The organism is Pseudomonas sp. ANT_J12 (genome assembly GCF_008370045.1).
Taxonomy (GTDB): Bacteria; Pseudomonadota; Gammaproteobacteria; order Pseudomonadales; family Pseudomonadaceae; genus Aquipseudomonas.
The window spans coordinates 282417-306169 of sequence record NZ_VOBN01000005.1; the positions used below are offsets into that span (position 1 = coordinate 282417).

27 protein-coding genes are annotated in these 23753 nt (G+C 62.3%); 1 reads left to right on the top strand and 26 read right to left on the bottom strand.

Annotated features, from left to right (window positions below; all coding sequences use genetic code 11):
• Positions 1-286 precede the first annotated feature (286 nt).
• The 21 genes from FQ192_RS14345 to FQ192_RS14445 all read right to left on the bottom strand — a co-directional run bounded on the left by FQ192_RS14345 (position 287) and on the right by FQ192_RS14445 (position 18900).
• Positions 287-733 (bottom strand): excinuclease, encoded by a 447-nt coding sequence (locus tag FQ192_RS14345; protein ID WP_149659183.1) that lies wholly within the window; start codon positions 731-733, stop codon positions 287-289.
• A 29-nt stretch (positions 734-762) separates the two neighbouring features.
• Complete coding sequence (locus FQ192_RS14350) at positions 763-1989, bottom strand: beta-ketoacyl-ACP synthase (RefSeq protein ID WP_149659184.1); 1227 nt, start codon at positions 1987-1989, stop codon at positions 763-765.
• Entirely contained in the window at positions 1989-2717 is a 729-nt protein-coding gene (gene fabG / locus FQ192_RS14355) for a 3-oxoacyl-ACP reductase FabG (protein ID WP_149659185.1), read from the bottom strand. The genes FQ192_RS14350 and fabG overlap by 1 nt, the downstream gene beginning before the upstream one ends.
• Entirely contained in the window at positions 2717-3175 is a 459-nt protein-coding gene (locus FQ192_RS14360; RefSeq protein WP_149659186.1) for a hotdog family protein, read from the bottom strand. Before FQ192_RS14360 ends, fabG begins: the two co-directional genes overlap by 1 nt.
• Positions 3172-4368 (bottom strand): beta-ketoacyl-[acyl-carrier-protein] synthase family protein, encoded by a 1197-nt coding sequence (locus tag FQ192_RS14365; protein ID WP_149659187.1) that lies wholly within the window; start codon positions 4366-4368, stop codon positions 3172-3174. The genes FQ192_RS14360 and FQ192_RS14365 overlap by 4 nt, the downstream gene beginning before the upstream one ends.
• Complete coding sequence (locus FQ192_RS14370; RefSeq protein WP_149659276.1) at positions 4365-4847, bottom strand: DUF3261 domain-containing protein; 483 nt, start codon at positions 4845-4847, stop codon at positions 4365-4367. The genes FQ192_RS14365 and FQ192_RS14370 overlap by 4 nt, the downstream gene beginning before the upstream one ends.
• A gap of 167 nt (positions 4848-5014) precedes the next feature.
• On the bottom strand, positions 5015-5740 hold the full coding sequence (locus FQ192_RS14375) for a class I SAM-dependent methyltransferase (RefSeq protein ID WP_149659188.1): 726 nt from the start codon (positions 5738-5740) through the stop codon (positions 5015-5017).
• Positions 5737-6984, bottom strand: a complete 1248-nt coding sequence (locus FQ192_RS14380; protein ID WP_149659189.1) for an NAD(P)/FAD-dependent oxidoreductase — start codon at positions 6982-6984, stop codon at positions 5737-5739. The genes FQ192_RS14375 and FQ192_RS14380 overlap by 4 nt, the downstream gene beginning before the upstream one ends.
• Positions 6971-8131 (bottom strand): sodium:proton antiporter, encoded by a 1161-nt coding sequence (locus FQ192_RS14385; protein WP_149659190.1) that lies wholly within the window; start codon positions 8129-8131, stop codon positions 6971-6973. The genes FQ192_RS14380 and FQ192_RS14385 overlap by 14 nt, the downstream gene beginning before the upstream one ends.
• Positions 8128-10470, bottom strand: a complete 2343-nt coding sequence (locus FQ192_RS14390) for an MMPL family transporter (RefSeq protein WP_149659191.1) — start codon at positions 10468-10470, stop codon at positions 8128-8130. Before FQ192_RS14390 ends, FQ192_RS14385 begins: the two co-directional genes overlap by 4 nt.
• Positions 10454-11056: an outer membrane lipoprotein carrier protein LolA gene (locus FQ192_RS14395; RefSeq protein WP_149659192.1), complete on the bottom strand. Its 603-nt coding sequence runs from the start codon at positions 11054-11056 to the stop codon at positions 10454-10456. The genes FQ192_RS14390 and FQ192_RS14395 overlap by 17 nt, the downstream gene beginning before the upstream one ends.
• Complete coding sequence (locus tag FQ192_RS14400; protein WP_149659193.1) at positions 11053-11478, bottom strand: thioesterase family protein; 426 nt, start codon at positions 11476-11478, stop codon at positions 11053-11055. Before FQ192_RS14400 ends, FQ192_RS14395 begins: the two co-directional genes overlap by 4 nt.
• A complete protein-coding gene (gene hutH, locus FQ192_RS14405; protein ID WP_149659194.1) occupies positions 11471-13015 on the bottom strand; it encodes a histidine ammonia-lyase in 1545 nt (514 codons plus the stop codon). The genes FQ192_RS14400 and hutH overlap by 8 nt, the downstream gene beginning before the upstream one ends.
• The gene (locus tag FQ192_RS14410) at positions 12996-13943 is read right to left on the bottom strand and encodes a glycosyl transferase (protein WP_149659195.1); all 948 of its coding nucleotides are present in this window, start codon (positions 13941-13943) and stop codon (positions 12996-12998) included. Before FQ192_RS14410 ends, hutH begins: the two co-directional genes overlap by 20 nt.
• The gene (locus tag FQ192_RS14415; protein ID WP_149659196.1) at positions 13940-14674 is read right to left on the bottom strand and encodes a glycosyltransferase family 2 protein; all 735 of its coding nucleotides are present in this window, start codon (positions 14672-14674) and stop codon (positions 13940-13942) included. The genes FQ192_RS14410 and FQ192_RS14415 overlap by 4 nt, the downstream gene beginning before the upstream one ends.
• Positions 14667-16346 (bottom strand): AMP-binding protein, encoded by a 1680-nt coding sequence (locus tag FQ192_RS14420; RefSeq protein WP_149659197.1) that lies wholly within the window; start codon positions 16344-16346, stop codon positions 14667-14669. The genes FQ192_RS14415 and FQ192_RS14420 overlap by 8 nt, the downstream gene beginning before the upstream one ends.
• Positions 16343-16888, bottom strand: coding sequence for a hypothetical protein (locus FQ192_RS14425; protein WP_149659198.1), 546 nt, complete (start codon positions 16886-16888; stop codon positions 16343-16345). The genes FQ192_RS14420 and FQ192_RS14425 overlap by 4 nt, the downstream gene beginning before the upstream one ends.
• The gene (locus FQ192_RS14430; RefSeq protein ID WP_007947135.1) at positions 16885-17139 is read right to left on the bottom strand and encodes an acyl carrier protein; all 255 of its coding nucleotides are present in this window, start codon (positions 17137-17139) and stop codon (positions 16885-16887) included. The genes FQ192_RS14425 and FQ192_RS14430 overlap by 4 nt, the downstream gene beginning before the upstream one ends.
• A gap of 9 nt (positions 17140-17148) precedes the next feature.
• Positions 17149-17409, bottom strand: a complete 261-nt coding sequence (locus tag FQ192_RS14435) for a phosphopantetheine-binding protein (RefSeq protein ID WP_149659199.1) — start codon at positions 17407-17409, stop codon at positions 17149-17151.
• The gene (locus FQ192_RS14440) at positions 17390-18199 is read right to left on the bottom strand and encodes a 1-acyl-sn-glycerol-3-phosphate acyltransferase (protein WP_149659200.1); all 810 of its coding nucleotides are present in this window, start codon (positions 18197-18199) and stop codon (positions 17390-17392) included. The genes FQ192_RS14435 and FQ192_RS14440 overlap by 20 nt, the downstream gene beginning before the upstream one ends.
• A complete protein-coding gene (locus FQ192_RS14445) occupies positions 18175-18900 on the bottom strand; it encodes a beta-ketoacyl synthase chain length factor (RefSeq protein ID WP_149659201.1) in 726 nt (241 codons plus the stop codon). Before FQ192_RS14445 ends, FQ192_RS14440 begins: the two co-directional genes overlap by 25 nt.
• Positions 18901-19255: 355 nt before the next feature.
• On the opposite strand from FQ192_RS14445, the gene FQ192_RS14450 reads away from it, so the two are divergent.
• Positions 19256-20026, top strand: coding sequence for a ParA family protein (locus tag FQ192_RS14450; protein WP_054053184.1), 771 nt, complete (start codon positions 19256-19258; stop codon positions 20024-20026).
• Positions 20027-20152: 126 nt separating this feature from the next.
• Here the strand turns inward: FQ192_RS14450 and trxC are convergent, their stop codons facing one another.
• The 5 genes from trxC to selO all read right to left on the bottom strand — a co-directional run bounded on the left by trxC (position 20153) and on the right by selO (position 23722).
• Positions 20153-20587: a thioredoxin TrxC gene (trxC, locus tag FQ192_RS14455; RefSeq protein ID WP_149659202.1), complete on the bottom strand. Its 435-nt coding sequence runs from the start codon at positions 20585-20587 to the stop codon at positions 20153-20155.
• A gap of 136 nt (positions 20588-20723) precedes the next feature.
• A complete protein-coding gene (locus tag FQ192_RS14460; RefSeq protein WP_149659203.1) occupies positions 20724-21047 on the bottom strand; it encodes a hypothetical protein in 324 nt (107 codons plus the stop codon).
• 207 nt (positions 21048-21254) lie between these two features.
• Positions 21255-21791, bottom strand: coding sequence for a hypothetical protein (locus FQ192_RS14465; RefSeq protein WP_149659204.1), 537 nt, complete (start codon positions 21789-21791; stop codon positions 21255-21257).
• 86 nt (positions 21792-21877) lie between these two features.
• Positions 21878-22216 carry a hypothetical protein gene (locus FQ192_RS14470; protein ID WP_149659205.1) on the bottom strand — a complete coding sequence of 113 codons (339 nt, stop codon included), beginning with the start codon at positions 22214-22216 and terminating at the stop codon, positions 21878-21880.
• Positions 22217-22258: 42 nt separating this feature from the next.
• Entirely contained in the window at positions 22259-23722 is a 1464-nt protein-coding gene (gene selO, locus FQ192_RS14475; RefSeq protein ID WP_149659206.1) for a protein adenylyltransferase SelO, read from the bottom strand.
• Positions 23723-23753: the final 31 nt, after the last annotated feature.

Consider the following 23753-nt stretch of genomic DNA (forward strand, 5'->3'; position numbering starts at 1 on the left):
TGCTCCCGCTTGAGTGCGCAGCGCTCACAAAGATCAGCCATCAACGCCAGACGACACAATACCAACCCTGTAGGAACTGGAGCAGCCTGCGATCTTTGACGATGATCGTTCCCACGCTCCTGCGTGGGAATGCCTCAATGGACGCTCTGCGTCCGCCTCGGCAGGGACGCGGAGCGTCCCGGGCTGCATTCCCACGCAGAGCGTGGGAACGATCAACGCTCCGCGTCCGATCAAAACGGGCTCAAAAAAAAGGCGCCTGAAAAGGCGCCCTTTGTCGTTTCTGGCCTTACTGAACCTTCACCAAATCCCCTTTCAACGCAACACCGGCCATGATCGCGCCGGCGTGGCACTCATAGTTCTTGGCGTCTTTACGCTCATTGCTTTTGTAGAAACTCACGATGTTGGTCACGGCATTGGCGCCGGCGCTTTTGGCCGCCTCGTGCAGGCTGATGATGGCCGATTGCGCGACCCATTCGCAGGCCACGGTGTCGGTCTTGTTGAAGGCGTTGGTTTTCTTGTTGGTCACCGAGCCTGCAGTAAGGACGGTGACGTTGCCGGCCGGGTTGTTGCCCGCCAGGTAGAACTTCACGCTGCCATCGATTTTGCCGGTGCGGGTGGCTTCGGCGACGGCTTTGTCGAAGGGCAGGTACACGGCGGTGTCACGGGCCTGGCTGATGGCCGGCAGGGCGCAGATCAGCAGGGTGGCGGCGGTAGCGAGTTTCTTGAAGTGCATGGAGGTCTCCTTGACCCGGATTAGTTCGGTTACGACCAGCGGCGGAAGATCAGCGAAGTGTTGACGCCGCCGAAGGCAAAGTTGTTGTTCATCACGTATTGGTTGCTCATCTGCCGGAACTCGCCGCGCAGGTAGTCGAGCTTGCCGCAGTGCGGGTCGATCTCGTCGAGGTTGAAGGTGTGCACGTACAGGTCGCGATTGAGCATTTCGATGCTGAACCAGGACTCCAGCGCACCGCAGGCACCCAACGTGTGACCGAGGAAGCTTTTCTGCGAACTGATCGGCATGTGTTCACCGAACAGCGCACTGGTGGCCAGTGTTTCGGCAATGTCGCCCTGTTCTGTAGCCGTGCCGTGACCGTTGACGTAGCCAATGTCCGACGGCTGCAAACCGGCATCTTCCAGCGCCAGTTCCATCGCGCGGCGCATGGTCACCTGCTCGGGGCGGGTGGTGTGCTGGCCGTCGGCGTTGCTGCCGAAACCGACGAGTTCGGCATGGATGTGTGCGCCGCGTGCCAGGGCGTGTTCCAGTTCTTCGAGCACCAGCATGCCGCCGCCTTCACCGATCACCAGGCCATCGCGACCCTTGTCGTACGGACGTGGGCTGGTTTGCGGCGCGTCGTTTTTCAGGCTGGTGGCGTAGAGCGCGTCGAAGACCATGGCTTCGGTCGGGCACAGTTCTTCGGCGCCGCCGGCGAGCATCAGCGGCAAGCGACCGAACTTGATCGACTCGTAGGCGTAGCCGATGCCCTGGCTGCCGCTGGTGCAGGCGCTGGAGGTCGGGATCAGCCGGCCGGTGAGGCCGAAGAAGATGCTGATATTCGCCGCCGTGGTGTGCGGCATCATCCGCACGTAGGAGTTGGCGTTCAGGCCTTCGGCCACCGAGTTGAGCAGCATGTTGCCGAATGCCTTGATCTCGTCGGTGCTGCCGGTGGACGAACCACAAGCGACGCCCATGCGCCCGTCCTTGATCGATTCGTCGCCCAACAGCCCGGCGTCGGCCAGCGCTTGCTCAGCAGCACCCACAGCCAGGCGCGAAACGCGCCCCATGCTGCGCAGTTGCTTGCGGGTCCAGTGGCTCGGGACTTTGAAATCATCGATGGGGCCAGCCAGGCGCGTGTTGAGTTCAGTGAAGCGATCCCACTCGTCCATGCGGCGAATGCCGCTGCGGTTGGCCGCGAAGTTGCCGGCGATGGTGTCCCAATCGCTGCCCAGTGAAGTAATGCCGGCCATGCCGGTGACGACGACGCGCTTCATCAGCACAGGCCTCCATTGACGGCCAGAACCTGGCGGGTGATGTACGAGGCTTCCGCCGACATCAGGAAATTCACGGCGCCGGCCACCTCTTCGGGGGTGCCCATGCGTTGTGCGGGGATCATTTTCATCAGTTCTTCCACCGGCACGTTTTCGTCGAGCATTGCGGTGTCGATCAGGCCGGGTGCGACACAGTTGACGGTAATCTTGCGCTTGCCCAGTTCGATCGCCAACGCTTTCGCGGCGCCGATCAAACCGGCCTTGGAGGCGCTGTAGTTGACCTGGCCACGGTTGCCGATCAAGCCGGACACCGACGTGATGCACACAATCCGCCCGGCGGCGCGACGACGAATCATCGGCATCATCACCGGGTGCAACACGTTGTAGAAACCGTCGAGGTTGGTGCGCATCACCACGTCCCAATCATCCTCGCTCAGCGCCGGAAAAGCACCGTCGCGGGTCAGCCCGGCGTTAAGCACCACGCCGTAATAGGCACCATGGGCTTCGACGTCGGCTTCGAGAATGGCTTTGCAACTGGCGCGGTCGGACACGTCGAATTGCAGCACGCGGGCATTACGGCCCAACGCCTGGATTTCGCCTTGAACAGCGATCGCCTCGGCCATGCCGCTGCGGCAATGCAGCACGATGTCATGCCCGGCCTGGGCCAGGCGCAAGGCGATGGCGCGGCCGATGCCACGGCTGGAGCCGGTGACCAGTACGAATTCAGTCATCACTCGACTCCTTGGATTTCTTGAAGGTATTGCGCCGCTTGCGGCGGGCGATACACGTTGAGCCGGGCGGTGGCGTGGATGCCGGGCGCGTTGATGTGGCATTCGAACACGCCCATGCCGCTGTCGTCTTCCAGCGAACGCAGGCCGTGGATGGTCAGCTCGGTGCCGGCGGGGAAGTGTTCGACGTTGCATTCGAATTTGCGGGTGCCGAGCAAAAAGCCCAGCTCCACCGCATCGCCACGGGCCCGGGCATGGCAACCGGCGTAGGCGGCGACGCTCTGGGCCATCAGTTCGATGCCGACCCAGGCCGGCAGGCTGCCGTCGGGGCGGTTGAACAGGCCATTGGGTTTGACGGTGAGGCGAGTGTGAATCTGCTCGTCATCGAACGACAGGATCTGCTCGATGAGGATCATGTCGCCAGCGTGAGGCAGCAGTTCGGCGAGCGGCCAGGCAATCATGGGGCGTCTCCGATAATCAGGCTGACGTTATTGCCACCGAAGGCAAACGAATTGCTCATCAGGTAGCGGGGTGCAATGGACGCCAGGCGATGGGCCGGCGTCACCCAGTTCAATGGCGGCAAGTCGGGGTCGGGCTGGCCGTCCCAGAGGTGCGGCGGCAGGGCATGCTCGGGATTGTCGGCGCTCAGGCTCAACCAGCAGAACGCCGCTTCCAGGGCCCCGGCGGCGCCGAGGGTGTGGCCGGTCATCGGTTTGGTCGACGAACAGGGCACGCCGTCCGGGAACAGCGCAGCGACCGCCAGGCTTTCCATGGCGTCGTTGTGCTGGGTGGCGGTGCCGTGCAGGTTCAGATAAGCGATTTGCGACGGCTCCAGGGCCGCGCGGCTCAAGGCCTTGCGCATGGCTTGCTGGGCGCCACGGCCGGTCGGTTCTGGCGCAGAAATATGGTGCGCGTCGGAGCTGGCGCCGCTGCCGAGCAGGGCAATCGATGGGCCGTCGCCCGGTTGCTTGCTCATCAAGAACAGCACCGCCGCTTCGCCAATGTTGATGCCGTTGCGGTTGGCCGAGAACGGGATGCAGCGCTGCTCGGACACCGCTTCCAGGGCCGAAAAACCATTGAGGGTCAGTCTGCACAAACTGTCGACGCCGCCGCACAGCACGGCATCGCACAACCCAAGGTCGAGCAGACGCTGGGCACTCATCAAGGCCCGGGCGCTGGAGGTGCACGCGGTGGAAATCACATAGGCCGGGCCGCTCAATTGCAGCCAGTCGGCCAGGAAATTCGCCGGTGCGCCGAGTTCCTGCTGCCGATAATCGTAGTCGGCGGGGAATTCATGCTCACGGATGTAATGCGCCAACCCGCGGCTGGCTTCGTCGATGCCCGAGGTGCTGGTGCCCAATACGATGCCGATGCGGTCATGGCCGTAGGTCTGGATCGCTTGCTCGATGTTCGGGCGAATTTGCAGCGCCGCTTCCAGCAGCAGTTGATTGTTGCGGCTGCGCTGGTCGGCCAGTTCCGGGGGAATCGGCGCGAGTTCGCCCTGCACCGCGGCCACGGGCAATGAACGTCCCGTCACCCAGCCCGCCTCGCTACGCATGCCGGAACAATCGCCGGCAAACAGGTTGCGCGCGACTTCCCGTTTGTCGCGACCCAGGGCGCAGATCACCCCCAAGGCGTTCAACCAGGCGGTCATGGCGTGTCCCCGTTCAGCGGCGTGATTTGGTATTTCGGGCCTTTGGGCAGGTTCAATTCAAAGCTCATCGGGCGTGAATATCGGACGTCCCAGCGCTCGGGCAAGGTTCGTTGCGCGCCATGCTGCCAGGCGACGGGGTAATTGCTTTGCAACTCACCTTCCGGCGTCAACGCAAACAACAGCGCGGCGAACAGCTCCCGGGCTTCCGGATTCGGCGGCAGCAGACCGTCGGCCTGCCAGGCGCCGTCGATCAGCTTCTGCCGGGCCTGGGGAATGCCCAGTAAATCCATCATCGACCAACGCAGGGCCGGGCCTTCTTGCTGAATCACCAACACCCAGTCCTGACGCTGGTCCGCCGCCAGACGCTGGATATGCAATTGCAGCGGCAGCGCCAGGCTCGGGCTGTGCTCGGGCAGCGGGGCGCGGCTGGCGCAGGCGCTCAGCAGCAGGACACAACCCAGGAGCAGGAAACGAATCAGTGAGAATCTCTGTGGCGAGGGGGCTTGCCCCCGTTCGGCTGCGCAGCAGTCGTGAAACCATTGCATGCGGTTAACCAGACATTTTGCGATTGCAGGTTTTGGGGCCGCTTCGCAGCCCAACGGGGGCAAGCCCCCTCGCCACAAAAGCTCTTCAGTTGCGCCAGACATCACACAGCACCTTCAAGCGGCTTGCGCGCCACCACATTGACCAGGGTTTCTTCCCGTTGGCCAAAGGGCTTGGGCTTGCGCAAACCAAAGCGTTCAAGCAAACCGAAATCCTTGGCGCGGCTCCACCACAGGTACGGATAAGACACATTCTGCGGGCCGAATTCGAAACCCTGCTGGCGAATCATCTCCAGATACCCGGCCGCGCTCTTTTGCACGTGCATCGGATGCCGGAACAACCAGCGAATCACCCACGTATCAATGTAAGCCTCGGTGGACTCGGCGAACAGCAGATAGCCGCCGGGCTTAAGCACGCGGTAGAACTCGGCCAACGCCTGATCCTGCTCCACCAGATGATGAAAGGTCTGGTGGCAGAACAGCAGATCGACACTGGCGTCCGGCACGTTGAGCGTCGCGCAATCGCTGCCGATCAGTTCCACGCTCATGCCCTGGCGCGCCGCTTCTTCACCGCTGAGGTTCAGGCTGTGCGGATCGGCATCCACACCGATCAGACGCTGGGGCGCAAAGGTCTGGCGCAGGTACTGGAACGACTTGCCCTGGCCGCAACCGGCATCCAGCAACACCGGGTGGCTGGGTGGCGACTCGCTGAACAAACCGCGCAAATCATTGATTGCCACCCGCAGCACATGGTGCTGCCAGGTATGGCTACGCAGGAACCAGAAACCGAATTTGGTTTCCTCGACGTAGTTGTCGCTCAGGTAGCTCATGTGGCTTCCCGTGCGCAAATTTCCGAAATCACCTTCAACCGGCGTTTCGCTTCGCTGACGAACGGGTTGCGTTCATCCCAGGCGTAACCGGCGAGGATCGAGGCGATCATGCGGCGGATATCGGTGGAGCTGCCGTCGTGGAAAATCACGTCCTGGAAGGTGCCGGCGTACCAGCCTTCGACGTAGCAACGGAAGGTGTCGACGCCGCGTTTCAGCGGGTCGGCAAACTCGGTCTGCCAGTCAACGCTTTCGCCCTGCAATTGCCGATGCAATACACCGGCGGCCATGCTCGCCGAGCGCATGGCGATGGTCACGCCGGAGGAGAACACCGGGTCGAGGAATTCCGCCGCGTTGCCCAGTAGCGCAAAGCCTGGACCATGGAGGGTTTTGACGTTGGCCGAGTAGCCGCCGATGGTGCGTGCCGGGGTGTCCCACACGGCATTGTTCAGCACACCGGAAAGGCTTGGGGTTTCGGCGATAAAGCCGCGCAGGCACTCGTCGAGATCATCGGTGCGGCCTTCGAAATGTTCGGCCGCCGCCACCACGCCCACCGAGCAACGGCCGTTGCTGAACGGGATGGTCCAGAACCAGATATCGCGATGAATCGGGTGGGTGGTGACGAGGATCTTGGTGCGGTCGAAGTTCGGGTGGTCGATGTGGTCTTCGACGTGGGTGAACACCGCTTGGCGCACCGGGAAGTTCGACGGCGCTTCGAGGTCGAGCAAGCGCGGCAACACCCGGCCGTAGCCGCTGGCATCCAGCACGAAATCGGCTTCGACACGGTACTCGCTGCCATCCTCGCGCAGCACCGTCAGCTGCGGTTTCGCCAGGCTGAAATCGGCGCTGACGATGGCTTCGCCATAGCGCAATTCCACGCCTTGCAGCGCCGCTTGATCGGCCAGCAACTTGTCGAAATCGGCGCGTTGCACCTGGAAGGTGGTCGGCTTGCCGTTGCTGAACGTGTCACCAAAATCGAAGGCACTGTACTGCTCGCCCCAGGCGAATGCGGCACCGGTTTTGAGCTGGAACCCGGCGGCGTTCACCGCGTCGAGCATGCCGGCTTCTTCGACGAAATCCAGGCAGTGGGACAGCAGGCTTTCACCGATGGAAAAGCGTGGGAAATGCTGGCGCTCGATCACCAATACATCGTGACCCTTGCGCTTGAGCAGCGCGGCGGCGATGGCGCCCGAAGGCCCGGCCCCGATGACCACTACCTGACGATGTTCCATTTCAACGATTGGCACGTGGACTCCTTGCCGGGGTGGCGATATTCAGCGGGATTCGATGCATGCCGGCCAGTGCCGGCAGCAGTGTTGCGATCAGGCCCATCAGCATCAGCGCAAAGTACAGCGCCGGGCTGATGAGGTGTTGTTGCAGCAGCAGGTTGAGAAAGACGATCTCGCTCAACCCGCGAATATTCAGCAGCAGGCTTTCGCGCCAGCGGTTGGCGCCATCCACCGAAACGCCGGCCCAGCCCAGGCCCAGCCAGTTGCCCAGCAATTTGCTGGCAATCGGTAACAGCAACAGCGCAATCAGTGGCAACCAACCGAGGCTGGCCATGGCGGCGTGCACATCGATCTGCACGATGCCGAATGTGAGGATCAGCGGGATGGCGATCCAGGTCTGCAAACGATTCATCCACAGCGCCGGCAACGGCAACACCAGCGGTATTTTGAGCGCGGCCATGCACAGCAAATAGCCGATGCCGAAAATCAGCGCGTTGAGCTTGAAGTGCTCGGCCACCACCAGCAGCGCGAAGAAGCCGCCGCTGTACAACAACGGTTGGCGCAAACCGAGCAAGCGCAACAGCACCGGCAAACAGGCGCCGGCCAAGGGCAGCAACAGACTACTCAGATGCAGGCTGCCCTGGGCGAAGCCGAACAGCGTCCAGCAGGTGAGGTCGATCAGGATCGCGGTCTGCACCAGGCGCCGGGTGGCGTCGGGCGGGTAGTTGATGTGTCGCAGGTAGAGGTACAACACCGGGATCGCGGTGATGGCGAAGACCAAACCGACGGCCAGCGAGCTGATCCACGCTTGCGGCGGCAACAGCCACACTGCCGTCGCCAAGCCGCAGGCGAACGGCAGGCAGAAACTCGGCAGGGCGATTTTCAGGCTTTGGCGATCCAGCTTCAGGTCGATCACATCGCTGAGAATGTGCCCCAGCAACAGCGCGAAACTCAGGCTGTAGAGGTTTTTCAGCCACACCGGGGAAATCAGCGCGGCGCCGCTGAGCTGCCAGCCCGGTTCGATCCAGAAATACATCAGCAGCGGCAGGCCGAACGTCGCCAGCAGCAACTGGCTGACAATCGGGATCAAGCCGAAATGCCGACCGACGCGGGTGGCCACGGCGAACATCCCCAGGGCCATTGCCCAAAACAGCGCGATCATCATGCTGTTGGCTCCGCGACTGCCACGGCGTGGGTCTGACGGCCCGCCCATGGTGCGAGGATGAAGCTGAACGCCAGGCCGAGGCTCACCGACAGCCCGAAGTTGCTCACCGCCGGTGTGCTGGACACCGCCAGCAAACCGAACGACAGCCACGTGGTCAGCGCCGCCAGCAAGGTGCCCAGCAGGCTCACCGCGGCGCCGCCGACCTGTTCGCGCATGAGGATCGCGTAATCGACGCTGATCGCCGTGACCAGCAGCAGGCCAAACAGGCTGAACAGGGTCAGCGGCTGGCCGAGCCAACCGAGGCTGGCCAGGCTGCACAGTGCGGCGAGCAGCGGCAGGGCGACGATTCTCAAGGCGCCGCTGAGGCCGAACGGCAGGATCAGCACCAGCACGATCAATACGCAGGAGGCGAGTTTCAATTCCGCCGCGCTGATCTGGGTTTCAGCGAACACCTTATTCAGTTCGCCCAGACGATCCACCAGTTCCACCCCCGGCAAGTCCAGGGCCTGGACCCGCAGCAGCGACGGGTTGTTCAAGCCTTGCAGGCTGACCATGGCCGCCACGCCGCCGTCATCGGTCGGCCCCAGCCACAGGGTGCGATAGGGTTCGGCCAACGGCCCGGCCAGGGCTGCGTCGATGTCTTCGGTGGGCAGCGCCTGTAACTTCGTCAACTCGGCTTGCAACGCCTCGACCGGTACACCGACGTCGATCAACGGTTGCCAGAATTGCGGCAGCTTGTTCAGCGCGTCGCGTACTTGCTTCTGTTCGCTCGGCTGGCTGACCAGTTGGTTGAGGGACAGGAAACCCTGGAGCTTGTCGAGATTGACCAGTTGCTCCAGGCGATCACCGAGGGCGGCCTGGCGTTCGAGCAATTCTTGCTGGTTGGCGGCGCGGATCAGGAAAAACTGGCTGGTGGGCTGGTAGCCGGTGATGCGCGCGATGGCTTGCGCTTCGTCGGTCAAGTGCTGCGGCATGCTGACCCATTGGCGAATGTCGTTCTTGGTGCTGAGCTGCAACAGACCGCCGATACAGAAGGCGGTCAGCAGGGCCAGCAACACCGGCGTGCGGGCACGCTGGAGCATCGCTTCGCGCAGGTTCACCAAAAATTCGGCCACCCGCAACGGCCATTGCGCCGGACGCAGGTCAGAACCCTTGAGCAGCGCCGGCAACAGGCACACCGCCGACAGGTAGGCACCGAGCAGGCCGGCGGCGGAGAACACGGCGATTTGCGTCAACGCCGGGAACGGTGTCCAGGCCAGGGCGAGGTAGCCGATGCAACTGGTGATCAGGCTCAGGGTCAACCCCGGCAGGGTCAGGCGCAGGGCCGGCCAACTGTTCCAGGGTTTCAGGCTCCAGCTCTTGGACAGGTAGTGCAGCGGGTAATCGACGGCGACGCCGATCAGGCTCGAACCGAGTACCAGCGTCATCACATGCATATGGCCGAACAGCGCCACGCACGCCACGCCACCGAACAACATGCCCACCAACACCGGGACGAATGCGAGCAATACACGCAAACGCCGGAAGGCCAGCAACAGCAGCAACAGGATGCCGAGAGTGGCGCCGCCACCGACCCAGGTCATCTCCCGGCTCGCTTGTTGCTGACCGTTGGCCGCATAGAGCAAGCCACTGGCGGCGAGCAATTGCACGTCGCCCTGGGCGGCTTCTTCGCGACTGTGTTTGAGCAGGTCGGCCACTTGCAGCGGCAGGTTCATGTCAAAGGCGTTGCCGGTGGTGCGCGCGCGCAGCAGCACCCAACTCTTGCCGTCGGCATCGGCGATCAAGGCGCCGCTGCCGATGTCCAGTTGCACCGCGCCATGTTGTGGCTGGCTGTTCTGGATGCGCCCGGTCAGGCCCAGCCAGTCGTCCTGGCTCGGCACCAGGCTGAAACCGGTGAAGGGGTCGAACAGTGCTTGCACCCGTTGCTGGATAAAGGCGTCGGGATGTTTGATCAGTTGTTGCCGATCCGCGTCCGCGAGCATCGCCAGCCGGCCTTGCAGCAGTTGCGTGCGCAGAGCGGGCAAGTCGGCTTGCAGGGTCCACTGGACCTTTTCGAACAGGCCGCTGGCCTGCCACTGTTCGCCGAGTTTCTGCGCCATGGCCACCGCGTGCTGGCGATCGGTGTGGCCGACCAGTACCAGCATTTCGCGGTTCAGCGGTTCTTGCATGCGTTGTTCGGCGCGCAGTTCCAGCGCGTCCGGCGCCGTGCCGGGCACCAGTTCCATCAGGTTGGCCGACAGCGGGGCGCCGTCACGCCATTGCCAACCGGCGAGTGCGAGCACCGCCAGCAGCAGGATCAGGAACAGCCGTGGGAGCCTCCGTTCACTCGGCAAAATCATGTTGCTCCGCATCGCTTAACGGTTGGGCGCTGGTGCTGTCCTGCATGCGCATGAGGGTGCTGTCGCCCTGGGTTTCGAGCAGTTCGATGCTGTTGACCAGTTCGCCGCCGTCGATGTTGATCTGGTTGAACACCTGCTTGAGCAGCATCGAGCGCGGGGTCAGGGTCAGCTTCCATTTCTGAGCGTCGCCACTCAGCGACAGCTCGAAATCCCGTTGCAGACCGCTGCTGTCGCCTTGCAACACGGCGAGGAACAAACGGTTCTGCTCCGCGCCCGCGCTCTTGCCCGGCAGCAACTGCCAGCCGTTGGCATCCCGCCGGGCGATACCCTTGGCGGTGATGCGGTAATCCTGTTGCAGCGGGGTTTTCAGCAGCCACAGCAAGCCGTGGTTTTTCGCGAGGACGAAGCTGCCCTTGCTGACCAGCGGCTGCGGCAGGGCGCGCAGGTGTTTTTCCTGGATGAAGTGGCCGTGGATCACGTCGGGTTTGGCCAGTTGATCGCTGAGCTGTTGCAGGTCGAAGGCATTGGCGAGCGATGACAATCCGAGCAGCGTCAACGCGCCGAGGCATTTGAAAATGGTGTTCATGGCAGCATCCTTTCAACAGCATCGGTGAAGACTTTCGGCGAGGCCAATTGCATCTCGCGGCTGCTCATGTCGACGGCGACCTGCACGGTGCTGGCGCGGGTCAGGCGTTCGCCGGTTTGCTGATCGCTGATCAGGTAGTTGATCTTCAACCGGTTCTCCCACTCCACCAGACTGGCGCGCACGTTGAGCGTCTGGCCGAACACCGCGCCGCGCACATAACGCAGTTGCAGGTCGATCACCGGCCAGGCAAAACCCGACTCGACCATGGCGGTGTAGTTGTGGCCGAGCTTGTCCAGCAGCGCACACCGGGCAACTTCCAGATATTTGACGTAATGGCCGTGCCAGACCACGTGCATGGTGTCTACGTCGAAGAACGGCACGAGGATTTCCGTATCGGCGTGAAGCACTCCCTTGCTACGCATGCAGCCTCCAGTGTTGCTCGGCGATTCGTTTCAGGCACAGGCGCAGTTCGCCTTCCAGGGCGCGGTCTTCGATGACCGGCGGGAAGTCCTTGGCCAGTTCCTCGTGCATCGCCGCCAGGGACGGCGGCAGGGGGCGTGCGTCCTCGGCCTGGCCACGCAGCCACACGCCTTGATTAGCCGCGAGCAGGGTCGCGGCGGCGACCTGTTCGGTCAGCTCCAGCACCCGAACGGCATCGCGGGCGGCGATGGTGCCCATGCTCACTTTGTCCTGGTTATGGCACTCGGTGGAGCGCGAGAACACGCTGGCCGGCATCGTATTTTTCAGCGCTTCGGCGGTCCAGGCGCTGGTGCCGATCTGCACGGCTTTGAAGCCATGGTTGAGCATCGCGCGGTCGGCACTGGCGCCGGACAGGTTGCTCGGCAAACCGTGGTTGTAACGCTCGTCCACCAGCAGCGCGAGTTGCCGATCCAGCAAGTCGGCGACGTTGGCCACCAGGGTTTTCAGGCTGTCCATGGCGAACGCGATATGGCCGCCGTAGAAGTGCCCGCCGTGCAGCACGCGCTCGGCTTCGGCGTCGATGATCGGGTTGTCGTTGGCGCTGTTGAGCTCGATCTCGATGAACGACCGCAGCCAGTTCAGGCTGTCGGCCAACACGCCGAGCACATGGGGTGCGCAACGTAGGGAATAGCGGTCTTGCAGGCGATGCAGCGGCGCGGTCGGCGCGTCGATCGCCAGATCCTTGCGCAACCACGCGGCGACTTGCATCTGCCCCGGATGCGGCTTGGCGGCGAACAGGCGCTCGTCGAAATGCTCAGGATTGCCTTGCAGCGCGACCACGTTCATCGCGGTGATGCGCGTGGCCAGTTGCAGCAGGTAATCGGCGCGGGCGAAGGCCAGGCAGGCGATGCCGGTCATTACGGCGGTGCCGTTCATCAACGCCAGGGCTTCTTTGGGGCGCAACACCAGCGGCGTCCAGCCCAGTTCACGATGCACATCGGCAGCTTCGCGACGTTCGCCACGGAACATCACTTCGCGCTCGCCGGACAAGGTCGCGGCGACGTAGGACAGCGGCGTCAAATCACCGCTGGCGCCCACCGAGCCTTCTTCCGGGATCAGCGGCAGGATGTCGTGTTCGAGGAAGGCTTGCAGGCGTTCCAGCAGTTCCACGCGCACCCCGGACACGCCGTGGCACAGCGACTGCAAACGCGCCGCGAGTACGGCGCGGGTCGCTTGGGCGTCGAGCAGTTTACCCAGGCCGCAGCCGTGGAACGTGTACAGATGACGCGGTAGCGCTTCGACGTGATGCAGCGGCACCGCGACCACGCAGGAATCACCGTAACCGGTGGTCACGCCATAGATCACGCCTTCCTTGTCCAGCAGGGAATCGAGGAATCGCGCGCCTTTGGCGATGCGCTCGCGAAATTCAGGGTCACCCTGCAACTGCGTCGGCGCCTGACGATTGGCCAGGGCCAGCACGTCTTCGATGCGCAAAGGGAGTTCGCCGAAGGTTACCGGCTCAAGCGTTGGCGTCGTCATCGGTCTTCCAGAAAGGGTAAAAGTTGAACCATTGTTGTGGCGCTTCAAGGCAATAGTGACCCAAGCGTTCGGCGTAGCGGGAAGCCCACTGATGAATGACCTGTTCGCGGTCGCTGCGCTTCCACTCCACGGCCTCGGCGAAGGGTTCGAGGCTTAGTCGGTAGGCGCCCGTCGGTTGCTTGAGGCACAGCAACAGATTGACCTTGCACTTGAGCAAACCGGCCAGCAGCCAAGGGCCCTGAGGGAACGCCGCCGGATGCCCGAGGAAGTCCACGATCACGCGACGCCCGCCATGCAGCGGCACGCGGTCGCCGGCAATCGCCAGCCACTCGCCGCGCTCCAGGCGTTCGTGCAGTTGCAGCATGATCACCGGGTCCAGTTCGCTGACCTGAATCAGCCGCAAATTGGTCGCCCCGGCTTCGCCGAGCAGGCGGTTGAACTGCTCGGCGTGCTTGGTGTGCACCAGCACGTTCATGGTGACTTGTTCGCCGATCTCCGCCAGCGCACGGCAGACCTCGAGATTGCCCAGGTGCGCGCCCACCAGCATCTGCCCACGGGCGCCGCGCAGTTGGGTGCGCAACAGCGCCGGGTCGTCGATTTCGATCTGCTGGATGCTCAGCTTGCCGTTCCACACGTCGAGCTTGTCGAGCATGGAATCGGCGAAGGCCATGAACTGGCCGAAGACCCGCCAATGGGTCGGGCGCAACTCTGGGCGCGCGCTGAAGTCGGCGAGGCGTTGCTGGTATTGCCAGGTGCTTTTGCGCGCGCTGCGGCCGAACAGGAAAAAGTACAAAACGATGCCGTACAGCAACGGGCTCAACAGCCGCCGACCGAGCACTTTGGCGCAGACAGCGGTGAATTTCATCAGCCAGAAACTGCCGCGCTCCTGGCGGTCGGCCCAATGCTTTTTATCCGCGTCAGTGCTCATGCCCGCCACCGTCGCCAGAGGATCACCGGAGCACGCAGCAACATGCCGAAGAACAGCCGGGTGTGCATGCTCGAAATCAAAACGTTGTCGTGGAACAGGCGAAAGTGCGAAACGCCATCCAGCGGGTAATGGACCTTGGTTTGCAGCCACTGCATCGGCAGGTTTTGCCAGGCCAGCCGTACCAGAATGTCCGAGTCGAAATCCATGCGCTTGCCGATCTTCGCCGAACTGATCAGCGCCAGGGTCGGTGGCAAGGGATAGACGCGGAACCCGCACATCGAATCGCGGATCTGCAACGACAAGGTGTTGATCCACACCATCACGTGGGTCAGGTAGCGCGCATACAAACGGCCCTTGGGCACGCTGGCGTCGTACAGCGGATAACCGCAGATCACCGCGTCCGGGTGGGCGCGGGACAGTTCGATGAAAGCGGCGACGTCGGTCAGGTCATGCTGGCCGTCGGCGTCCACTTGCAAGGCGTGGCTGAAGCCCAGGCGCGAGGCTTCGCGCAAACCGGTCATGACCGCGCCGCCCTTGCCTTGATTGACGGTGAGGCGGATCAGATAGACGTTGTCCCGCAGCGCCAGTTGATCGAGCACCTTGGCGCAGGCCGGGGTGCTGGCGTCGTCCACCAGAATGCACGGCAAACCTTTGGCGAGCAGGGCATCGACCACCGTGGTGATGGCGGTTTCGTGGTTGTAGACCGGGATGATGGCGCAGGGGTTATGCATCCGCTGCCTCCAGCACAATCCGCCCGCTGGAGCAGGTGGCGGTGTCATTGCGGAAGGTGAAATACAGCTTGCTGCGCACCGGGTCGAACCGCAGGTGCAGCTGGATTTCATCGCCCGGACGCACCAGTTGCTGGAATTTCAGCACTTCCATGCCGGCGAAACTGGCCGGCAGGTCCATCAGCTGTTGACCCAGGCTCAGCGCCCAATCCACCTGCACCACGCCGGGCAAGACCGGTGCCTGGGGAAAGTGTCCGCTGAAGTAGGCGAGGTCCGGTGGCACGGCCAGTTGCAGGCTCCACTCGCCGTCGGTTTCGAGCTGTTCCAGCACCTCCGGTCCCTTGGGACGCGGTGCCAGTAGCAGCGCTTCGACCTCGGCCTGAGGCAGTTTGCCTTGGGCGTTCAGTGGCAGTTGTCGCAGCAAGCGCCAGCGCCGAGGCAAGGCCAGGGCTTCGCAATGCTGGCTCAGGTGCTGCCGCAGTTCTTGGGTGAGCGTACGCCGCCCCTGATTGCGCAGGGCATGCAGCCCTTTTTGGCTGAGCACCAGCAGCGCACCCAGTGAGGCGCGGTTTTCCTGGACCACCCCGAGGCGCGCTTCGGCGACCCAGTCGTGGGCCATCAGCGCCTGTTCCAGCATCGGTAGCGAGATACGTTTTTCTTCCAGTTTGACGATGCGGTCCAGCCGTCCCAACAATTCGAAACGGCCATCGGCGGCGATCCGCGCAGCGTCGGCGGTGTGTTCGACGTGGTCGGCGGGCAAGTAGGGCGAGGCGATCAGCAGCGCGCCGTCGCTGTCCTGGCTCAGCAGCACGTCGGCGAACGGCTGCCACAGGTCTTGCCCCTGACGCCAGGCAATGCCGCCGGTTTCCGAGCTGCCGAGGATTTCTGTCGGCCATTGCTGCAAGCGCTCGAACAGGCTTCGGGCAGCTTCGGCGGGCAATGCGCCACCGGAGGAAAACACTCGGCGCACCGCGCTCAGGGCGGGCCAGTCGAGGTTGTCACCCATGCGCTTGAGCAGCGCCGGGCTGGCGACCCAGGCGAACGCCGGGTGTTCGCGGCTGGCGCGCTGCAAGTCTTCCGGGAAGGCCAGTTGCTTGCGCACGAACGGTCGCCCGGCGCACAGCGGCCACAGCACCCGGAACAGCAAACCGTAAATGTGTTGGGTGCCGACACTGCCGATGATGCAGGCCGGGCCGAGGTCAGCGCCCCACAGCTGTTCCAGGGCTTGGACTTCATTGGCCAGCTGGCGCAGGGTTTTGTCGATGCGCTTGGGTTCGCCACTGGAGCCGGAGGTGCACAGGCTGAGCTGGCAGCGATCCAGATCCAGCGCGGCGGCGGGCATCGGCGAATGCTGATAGTCGCCAAGGTGCGCATCGTCGGCCTGATCGGTCAGCCACAGATCGACTTCGCTCGACCAGCGCTGGCGCGTCTGGGCTTGCAGATCGGCCGGCAGCAGCACGCTGACCCCGGCACGCCAGGCGCCCAGCAGGGCAATCGCCAGCTCGGCGCCATCTTCAAGGTGCACGGCGATGCGCTGCACGCCCTGGGCTTGCAGGCCGGCGGCGAGGCTCAGGGCCTGTTCGCACAGTTGCGCGTGATTCAGCGCCGGTTCGGCCGTCATGGCACGTTCCTGCTGAGCCTTGAGCAGCAAATGCTCAAGTGTTATCCAATTCATGGGTGGCCTCGTACCCGTTGTCGTATCAGCCATTCAATGGCAAACATCAGGCCGATCAATCCATAGGAGATCAGGCCGGTGTACAACATCCACCAACTCAGCGGCGCCCAGAGGGTCAGCGCGGCGGCGCACAATCCGTTGCAAAGAAAAAACACGCTCCAGGCCACCGTGACCTGGCGGGTATAAACGATTGCCTTGGCCGGCAGTTGCGGTTCACGCAGACGGGCCAGGCGTTCAGCCATGGGCGGGCCATATTTCAGGCTCAGCCCGAACAGCGCGAGCATGAAGCCACTGATCAGCACCGGATACCAACGCAGCAGTTCCGGGCTATCGAACACCGCCAGCAGCAGGCAAAACACGATGGCGATAATGGCCATCCATCGACTGCCCGGGCGCCGCACGCCGGTCAGCGCACGCGCCAGCCACAGGCTGCCCAGCAGCAAGCCAAACTGCCACGGGGCGAAGTGCTCCATGCCGAAATACACCGCAAAGGGGTACAGCAGGCCCGCCAGCAGCAGGCCGAGGCCGATCAATCGGCTCATGCGGCCGGTTGAACCAGACGGTAGACCGCCTCAACCACGTCGCTGACGGTGCGCACCGATTTGAATTCTTCGGCGGCGATTTTTTTGCCGGTCTGGCGCTTGATGTGGTCGATCAGGTCGACGGCGTCGATGCTGTCGATTTCCAGGTCCTGATACAGGTTGGATTCCAGGCTGACACGCGCTGGGTCCAGCTCGAAGAGTTCGACCAGGGCATCGCGCAGGGTGTTGAAAATGTCGTCACGAGTTTGCATGGTCCGGTCTCAAGCTGCCTGTTTTGCAGTGACGAACGCCGCAAGGCTCGCCACGTTGGTGAAGTGATTACGGGTGTCCTTGGCGTCGGCGTCGATCTTGATGCCGTACTTTTTCTGGATCGCCAGGCCGAGTTCCAGGGCGTCTACCGAGTCCAGGCCCAGGCCTTCGCCAAACAGGGTCTGGTCGTCGCCGATGTCGTCGATGCTGATGTCTTCGAGGCCCAGGGCGTCGATGATCAGTAGTTTTATGTCACGGTGCAGATCGCTCATCTTCGGCGAGCTCCTTAATAAAGTAGTGATGCAGATAGTCGTTGAGCTTGCGCGAAGCCTGCGGGGGAGCGCCTTGCGCGGCGAAGGCTTGTGGGTCTATATCGGCACCCACACGGAAACTGAAGTGCACGCGACGTTTTGGTATCCGATACCAGGGCTCGGCCTTGGTCAATGTGCTCGGGCTGACCTTGATGATCACCGGGGTGAGGATTTTCGCACCGCGCAGGGCAATGGCCGCGGCACCCCGATGAAAGGCTGGCGCCTGGCCGGGTTGGGTGCGCGTGCCTTCGGGGAAAATGATCAGGGTCTGGCCGCTTTTGAGGGCATCGGCCGCGGCGTCGAGCATGTCCATGCTGCCATCGTTGCTGATGTATTCGGTGCTGCGCAGTGGACCGCGGGTAAAGGGGTTTTCCCAGAGGCTCTTTTTGACCACGCAGTTGGCGTGGCGCACCAGGCCGATCAGGAACACCACGTCAATCAGCGACGGGTGGTTGGCGATGATCATCTGCCCCGCACGGCCGAGTTTTTCCGCACCCTGGATGTCGTAGGTCAGCACTCCTGCGCGGGCCATGAACCGGACAAAAAACCAGAAACAGCGACTGACGGTTTTGCGCGCCCGCAGCCGATGGGCCTGGGCATCGCCGGGCAGGCAGCCGAGCAGCGGAAAAACCAGCAGCCGCAGGCACAGCCCGCCCAACCCGAACAGGGTGAAGCTCACGGCGGTGGCCAGCAGGCGCCAGTAATAGGCGTCGCGGTTTTTATCGGCTACAGGTTGCGTTGCCAGGTCCATACACGATTTTTCCAGGCATGTTGGCAGGTTGACTGCTGGCCGAGCAGGGTACGCAATAGATTCAGGGCATGGGGCCAGTGAGCGTTGGACAGTGCATCCGGGTTGCTGTTCAGGGACAGCTGCCAGTCGGTGCCGGGGGTGAGCAGCAGACCGACCGCATAAGGGAAGGGCACATCGTCGATCCAGGCCGAGTAGGCCTTGGGCGGTTGTTCTTCAGTAACCACCAGCAGAACGGCGGGCGCGCCCTCGGAAAGTAGCGCCGCAGCCTCAAGCATGCCGTGTTCAAGGCCGTCGCCAGCGGCGGCCAGGGCCGTCATCTCGCTGGTTTCGCCGCGCATGATCGACCACAGGCCGATGACCGCGTTATGCACGGACAGGCTGAATTGGGTCGGTGACAGCGGCTGATCGGCCGCCAGGTCACTGAGAATGTCGAAGGTGCGCGGGGTTTCGCCGTGACGGGAAATAAAGACCAACGGTAGGTCCTGCCGACCATCGGCCAACGGCCAGCCCACACTGAAGGCCATCCGCGCCAGGCGACTGAGTCGACGACGCTGCATGGCCGGCAGGAACGACACATCGGGGGCGGCATCGCTGCATGGGAGTGCGACCGGTTGTCGGCTCCAGGCCTGCCAATCGTCCACGCTTTCGAGCCCAGGGGCCCATGCGCGCCATTGGGCGATGTTGAAGTTGATCACAAAGATTCATCCCGCCCCTGCGGGCTTTCCTTGACGGGCCGGTCGCAAAATCCACAGCCGACCTGACGTGGCGCTTAACGCCGAGTGGCGCGCATTATCCCGGTGCGGCCGGCGTGTAGCAAATACTGGTTACAGTTTGCGCAAACAAATGTACCGCTTGGTTCGTGAAAAAGCTGTCGTTTGGCCATTATCCACGTTGCGGCAAGCAAGTCTGTCGTCCCTGTCTGCAATCAACCGACGAGTTCGCGGCTTTTTCGCCAGGAGATTACGTCTGACTGTGTAGTCCCCATGCCCGCGAGGTAGCTAAGCAGCGCTTTGGACTACTACACTCGGTCATTCTTTGGTACACGGAGGTTTTGACATGCGGCGCGTGGTGTTCAATCAGAAAGGCGGTGTGGGTAAATCCAGCATCGCCTGCAATCTGGCAGCGGTCAGTGCCAGCGAGGGCTATCGCACCCTGTTGGTGGATCTCGATGCCCAGGCCAACTCCACTCAGTACCTGACCGGCCTCACCGGCAATGACATCCCCATGGGCATTGCCGATTTCTTCAAGCAGACCCTGTCTTCCGGGCCGTTCTCGAAGAAAAACCAGGTGGATATCTACGAAACTCCGTTCGATAACCTCCACGTCATCACCGCCACCGCCGAACTGGCCGACTTGCAGCCCAAGCTTGAGGCCAAACACAAGATCAACAAGCTGCGCAAACTGCTGGATGAGTTGAGCGAAGACTACGACCGGATCTACCTCGACACCCCGCCAGCGCTGAACTTCTATGCGGTGTCGGCGTTGATTGCCGCTGATCGGGTGCTGATCCCGTTCGATTGCGACAGCTTTTCGCGTCAAGCGTTGTACGGCCTGCTGGCGGAAATCGAAGAGTTGAAGGAAGACCACAACGAAGGGCTGGAAGTCGAAGGCATTGTGGTCAATCAGTTCCAGGCCCGTGCGAGCCTGCCTCAGCAAATCCTCGACGAACTGATCGCCGAAGGCCTGCCGGTGCTGCCGGTGTACCTGGGCAGCTCGGTGCGCATGCGTGAATCGCACCAGGCCAATACGCCGCTGATCCACCTCGACCCGCGGCACAAGCTGACGCAGCAGTTTGTCGAGTTGCACAATTTGCTGGAAAACGCCTGACTGCCCTTTGTAGGAGCGTGGCTTGCCCGCGAAGAGGGTTTAACATTCAACGCTGTCGTTGAATGTCAGTTCGCCTTCGCGGGCAAGCCACGCTCCTACGGTTTCGCGGTGTTTTCGAGATCTCGTTCAAATCCCCTGGCTACGCAACCAGCTCATCAACTGCGGCAACGGAAACGCCCCGCTCTGGCGCGCCACTTCCCGGCCGTTCTTGAACAGAATCAGGCTCGGAATCGAACGAATCCCCAACTGCGCCGACAACTGCTGATTCGCCTCACTATCAAGCTTGGCCAATCGACACTTCCCCGCCAACTGCCCCGCCGCCTGCTCAAACACCGGCGCAAACGACTTGCACGGCCCACACCACTCCGCCCACACGTCCACCAGCAACGGCAGATCACCCTTGATCTGGCTGGCGTAATCGCCTTGCTTCAATTCGAAAGGCTTGCTCAGCAACACCCCGGCCTTGCAGCGCCCGCATTTCGGATGATCGCTGAGGCGCTCGGCGGGGATGCGGTTGAGGCCGTTGCAGTGGGGGCAGGGGATTAGCAGTGGCTCGGACATGCGTGCGGCTCCGCAAAAATCGATAAGAAGCAGGGTAGATGGTGGCGCGCGGGCGAATATCAAGTTGCCTGAGAGATCCACTACCGTGGACTGGCGCACTCAGACTGGCAATGAGGTCCAGGGCTGGTGCGCGAAATCAGCGGTTTTGTATGAACAGCGCGGTGTCTGGCAGCAACGAGCCCAGGATGCTGAGGAAGCGATCCAGCAGGTGTTCCGGCAGATGCACATCGAACCTGTCATTGCGGTCCGCCTGACACGCGACAACCCGGTTGTTTGGGCGATCGATCAGCACTCGCTGATACGAACTCCAGGGCACCGAGATCTCCGAGCGCGCCTCAATGTCCAGCCCTAGCCAGTGGTGGATGCTGTAGTGGTGGACGGTCTTGCGGCGACCCATCATGACCCACAAGTAGCCCATGATCAGCAGCCAGGCCACGCCAAAGACGCTGTTGAACAGCACGGATTTCCCCCATGGCCGGGTGGGCCGAAGTGGCTTTCATACAGGCTGTTGGCCAGAACGACGATTCCTGGCAGAACAAGTACCGACATGGCGATATTCCATGCTCCGGTCGGCCGGGTCTGGACCTTGACCGACCAGCACATCAGTGGGGGGTGCGGTCGAATACGGGTCGTGGGTGGCGAAGTCCTTTTCACCAGAAGGGGATCATCACGACGACGGGCCGTCCTTGCGTGATTGAAACAATATCTGCCATTTATCGCTGGTGTCGACAATGGAGTACTGGTTATTGCAGGTGAGGATGACCCCGATTTTTTTGCAGAACACGACCTCGACAATGTTGTCCTTGGTCGTGCAGACGGTAATGTCTTCGAGCGGCATAAATACTTCTGCACCTTGTATCGCGTAATGCACCTCGCCCCCCGGGTGCATCTGGTAGCCCCATCCGCCTAACGGCCCGCGTAGTTGATAAACCGCAGCTTTCGCGCCTTGCGCGGTGGCCAGTTTGTGCAGCGGCAGTTGCGTGACGCCGACCCAATCAACATAAAACCTGGCGGGACCACCAAGAAATGCGAGCGCGGCTCTTTCTTCGTCGCTTAGTTGACGAACCGGCACGGCGTTCCTGATTACGCTTCGGGTCGTTAGGGCCAAGGAAAAATACTCCCAGGCAATGGGAGTCACCTTGAGCAGCACGATCACTCCAAAACCCAGGATCAGCAGCCCTTCAAGATCGCTTTTGCTGATCACACCAATACCTCATCCTGCTGCGGGGTGTTACAGAAAGGCACGGGAACGTCCTTGTCGTGAAATTTCACGGGTTTACTGGAAAGGGATCAGTCGAAATTCATGAAGCAATCGTGCTCGGCGTAATGCCCGATTGCTTTGAGCAGTTCGGAGTCTGTCACTGACGGTTTGTGATGCAACGCGCTCATCACCACATCCTCCAGTAGTTCGTCGCTGAACCAGAACTCCAGCCCTTGGTGGACGACAAAGTCCGGGTAAATTTCTTCGTCGTTGTCGGTGATCTGGGGAAAGGCGTCGATCACGCACAAGGTCTGCAAGGTGATGGTGCTGGAGTGCTGAGCGCCATAGACACAGAAATGCAGGGTTTTTTCCTGTTTTCTGAGTATCGCGATCAGTTCGCCGACGCTGAGATGCTGTTGGTAATGCATGGAACGTCCCTGTTCATTGAGTAAGCGTTTACCTGATGGATCTCACGACGAACAACTGATCTCCAGATGCTTGCCCCACTCCGGCGGCCGCTCGGCGTAGCTTTCCATCCCGGCTTGCTCCTCGAACGGGTTGCTCAGCACCGCATGCAGGCGACGAACTTGCGAGTAGTCACCGCTCTCCGCCGCATCGATGGCCTTCTGCGCCAGATAGTTGCGCAGGATGTACAGCGGATTAACCGCATGCATCCGAACCCGGCGCTGTTCTTGATCAAGCGGACCTTCGCGGCCAACCCGGGCCACATACTGCTCGCCCCAGGCATCAAAGCCCTTGATATCAACGAAGTCATCACGCAAGCGAGCGACGGCCAACTCGGCTGATTCATCGCCCAATCGGCGGAAGAACAGCGTGTAATCAACGCCACTGTTCTGCATCAATTGCAGCAGACGCTCCAGCAGTTTCTGATCGTCATCTTCAGCGGTGGTCAGGCCGAGGCGGCGGCGCATCAGGTCGAGGTAGTGAGCCTGGTACAGCGGCAGGTACAGGCCGAAGGTTTCGCGCAGGGCGTCGACGCTGATGAACGGCGTCAGGGCCTGGGCGAGGGCGCTGAGGTTCCACTGGCCGATCGGCACCTGGTTGCTGAAGGAGTAGCGGCCCTGGTCGTCGGAGTGGTTGCAGATGAAGTTGGCGTCGAAGTCGTCGAGGAAGGCGAACGGGCCGAAGTCGAAGGTGATGCCCAGGATCGACATGTTGTCGGTGTTCATCACCCCGTGGCAGAAGCCGTAGGCCTGCCATTTGGCGATGAGTTCGGCGTTGCGCTCGACGATTTCGCGGAACATCGCCAGGTAGGGTTCCGGCTGTTCCAGGCATTCGGGGAAGTGCATGGCCAGCACGTGTTCGCCGAGGGCCTTTTGCTGTTCGGGGCGCTTGGTGTAGTAGAAATATTCGAAATGGCCGAAGCGCACGTGGCTCGGCGACAGGCGCAGGACCATGGCCGCGCGTTCCTGTTTCTCGCGCCATACCGGCGTATCGGAGCCGATCACGCACAGGGCGCGGGTGGTCGGAATGTTCAGGGCATGCAGCGCTTCGGAGGCAAGGAATTCGCGGATCGAGGAACGCAAAACCGCCCGTCCATCGCCCATCCGAGAGTAGGGCGTCTGACCGGCGCCCTTGAGGTGCAAGTCCCAGTGCTCGCCCGCTTCGTTGTACACCTCGCCCAGCAACAAGCCGCGACCATCGCCCAGTTGCGGGTTGTAGGAACCGAATTGATGCCCGGAATAGACCATCGCCCGGGGCTCGGCTTCGGCCCAGAGCTTGTGCCCGCCAAACAGTTCGGCGAACACCGGCGTCTCGGCCACGGCCGGGTCCAGGTCCAGCAGCGCCATGGCGGCGGGGCTGGCGACCACCAGTCGCGGCGCAGCGATGGGCTCGGGCAGCACGTGGGTTGAGAACGCATCGCCCAGGCGGGCGAAGCGATTGTCGAAGGTCAGTTCGTCGAGGGCTTTCAACGGCCATCTCCAGCAGAATGTCCGAGCATTC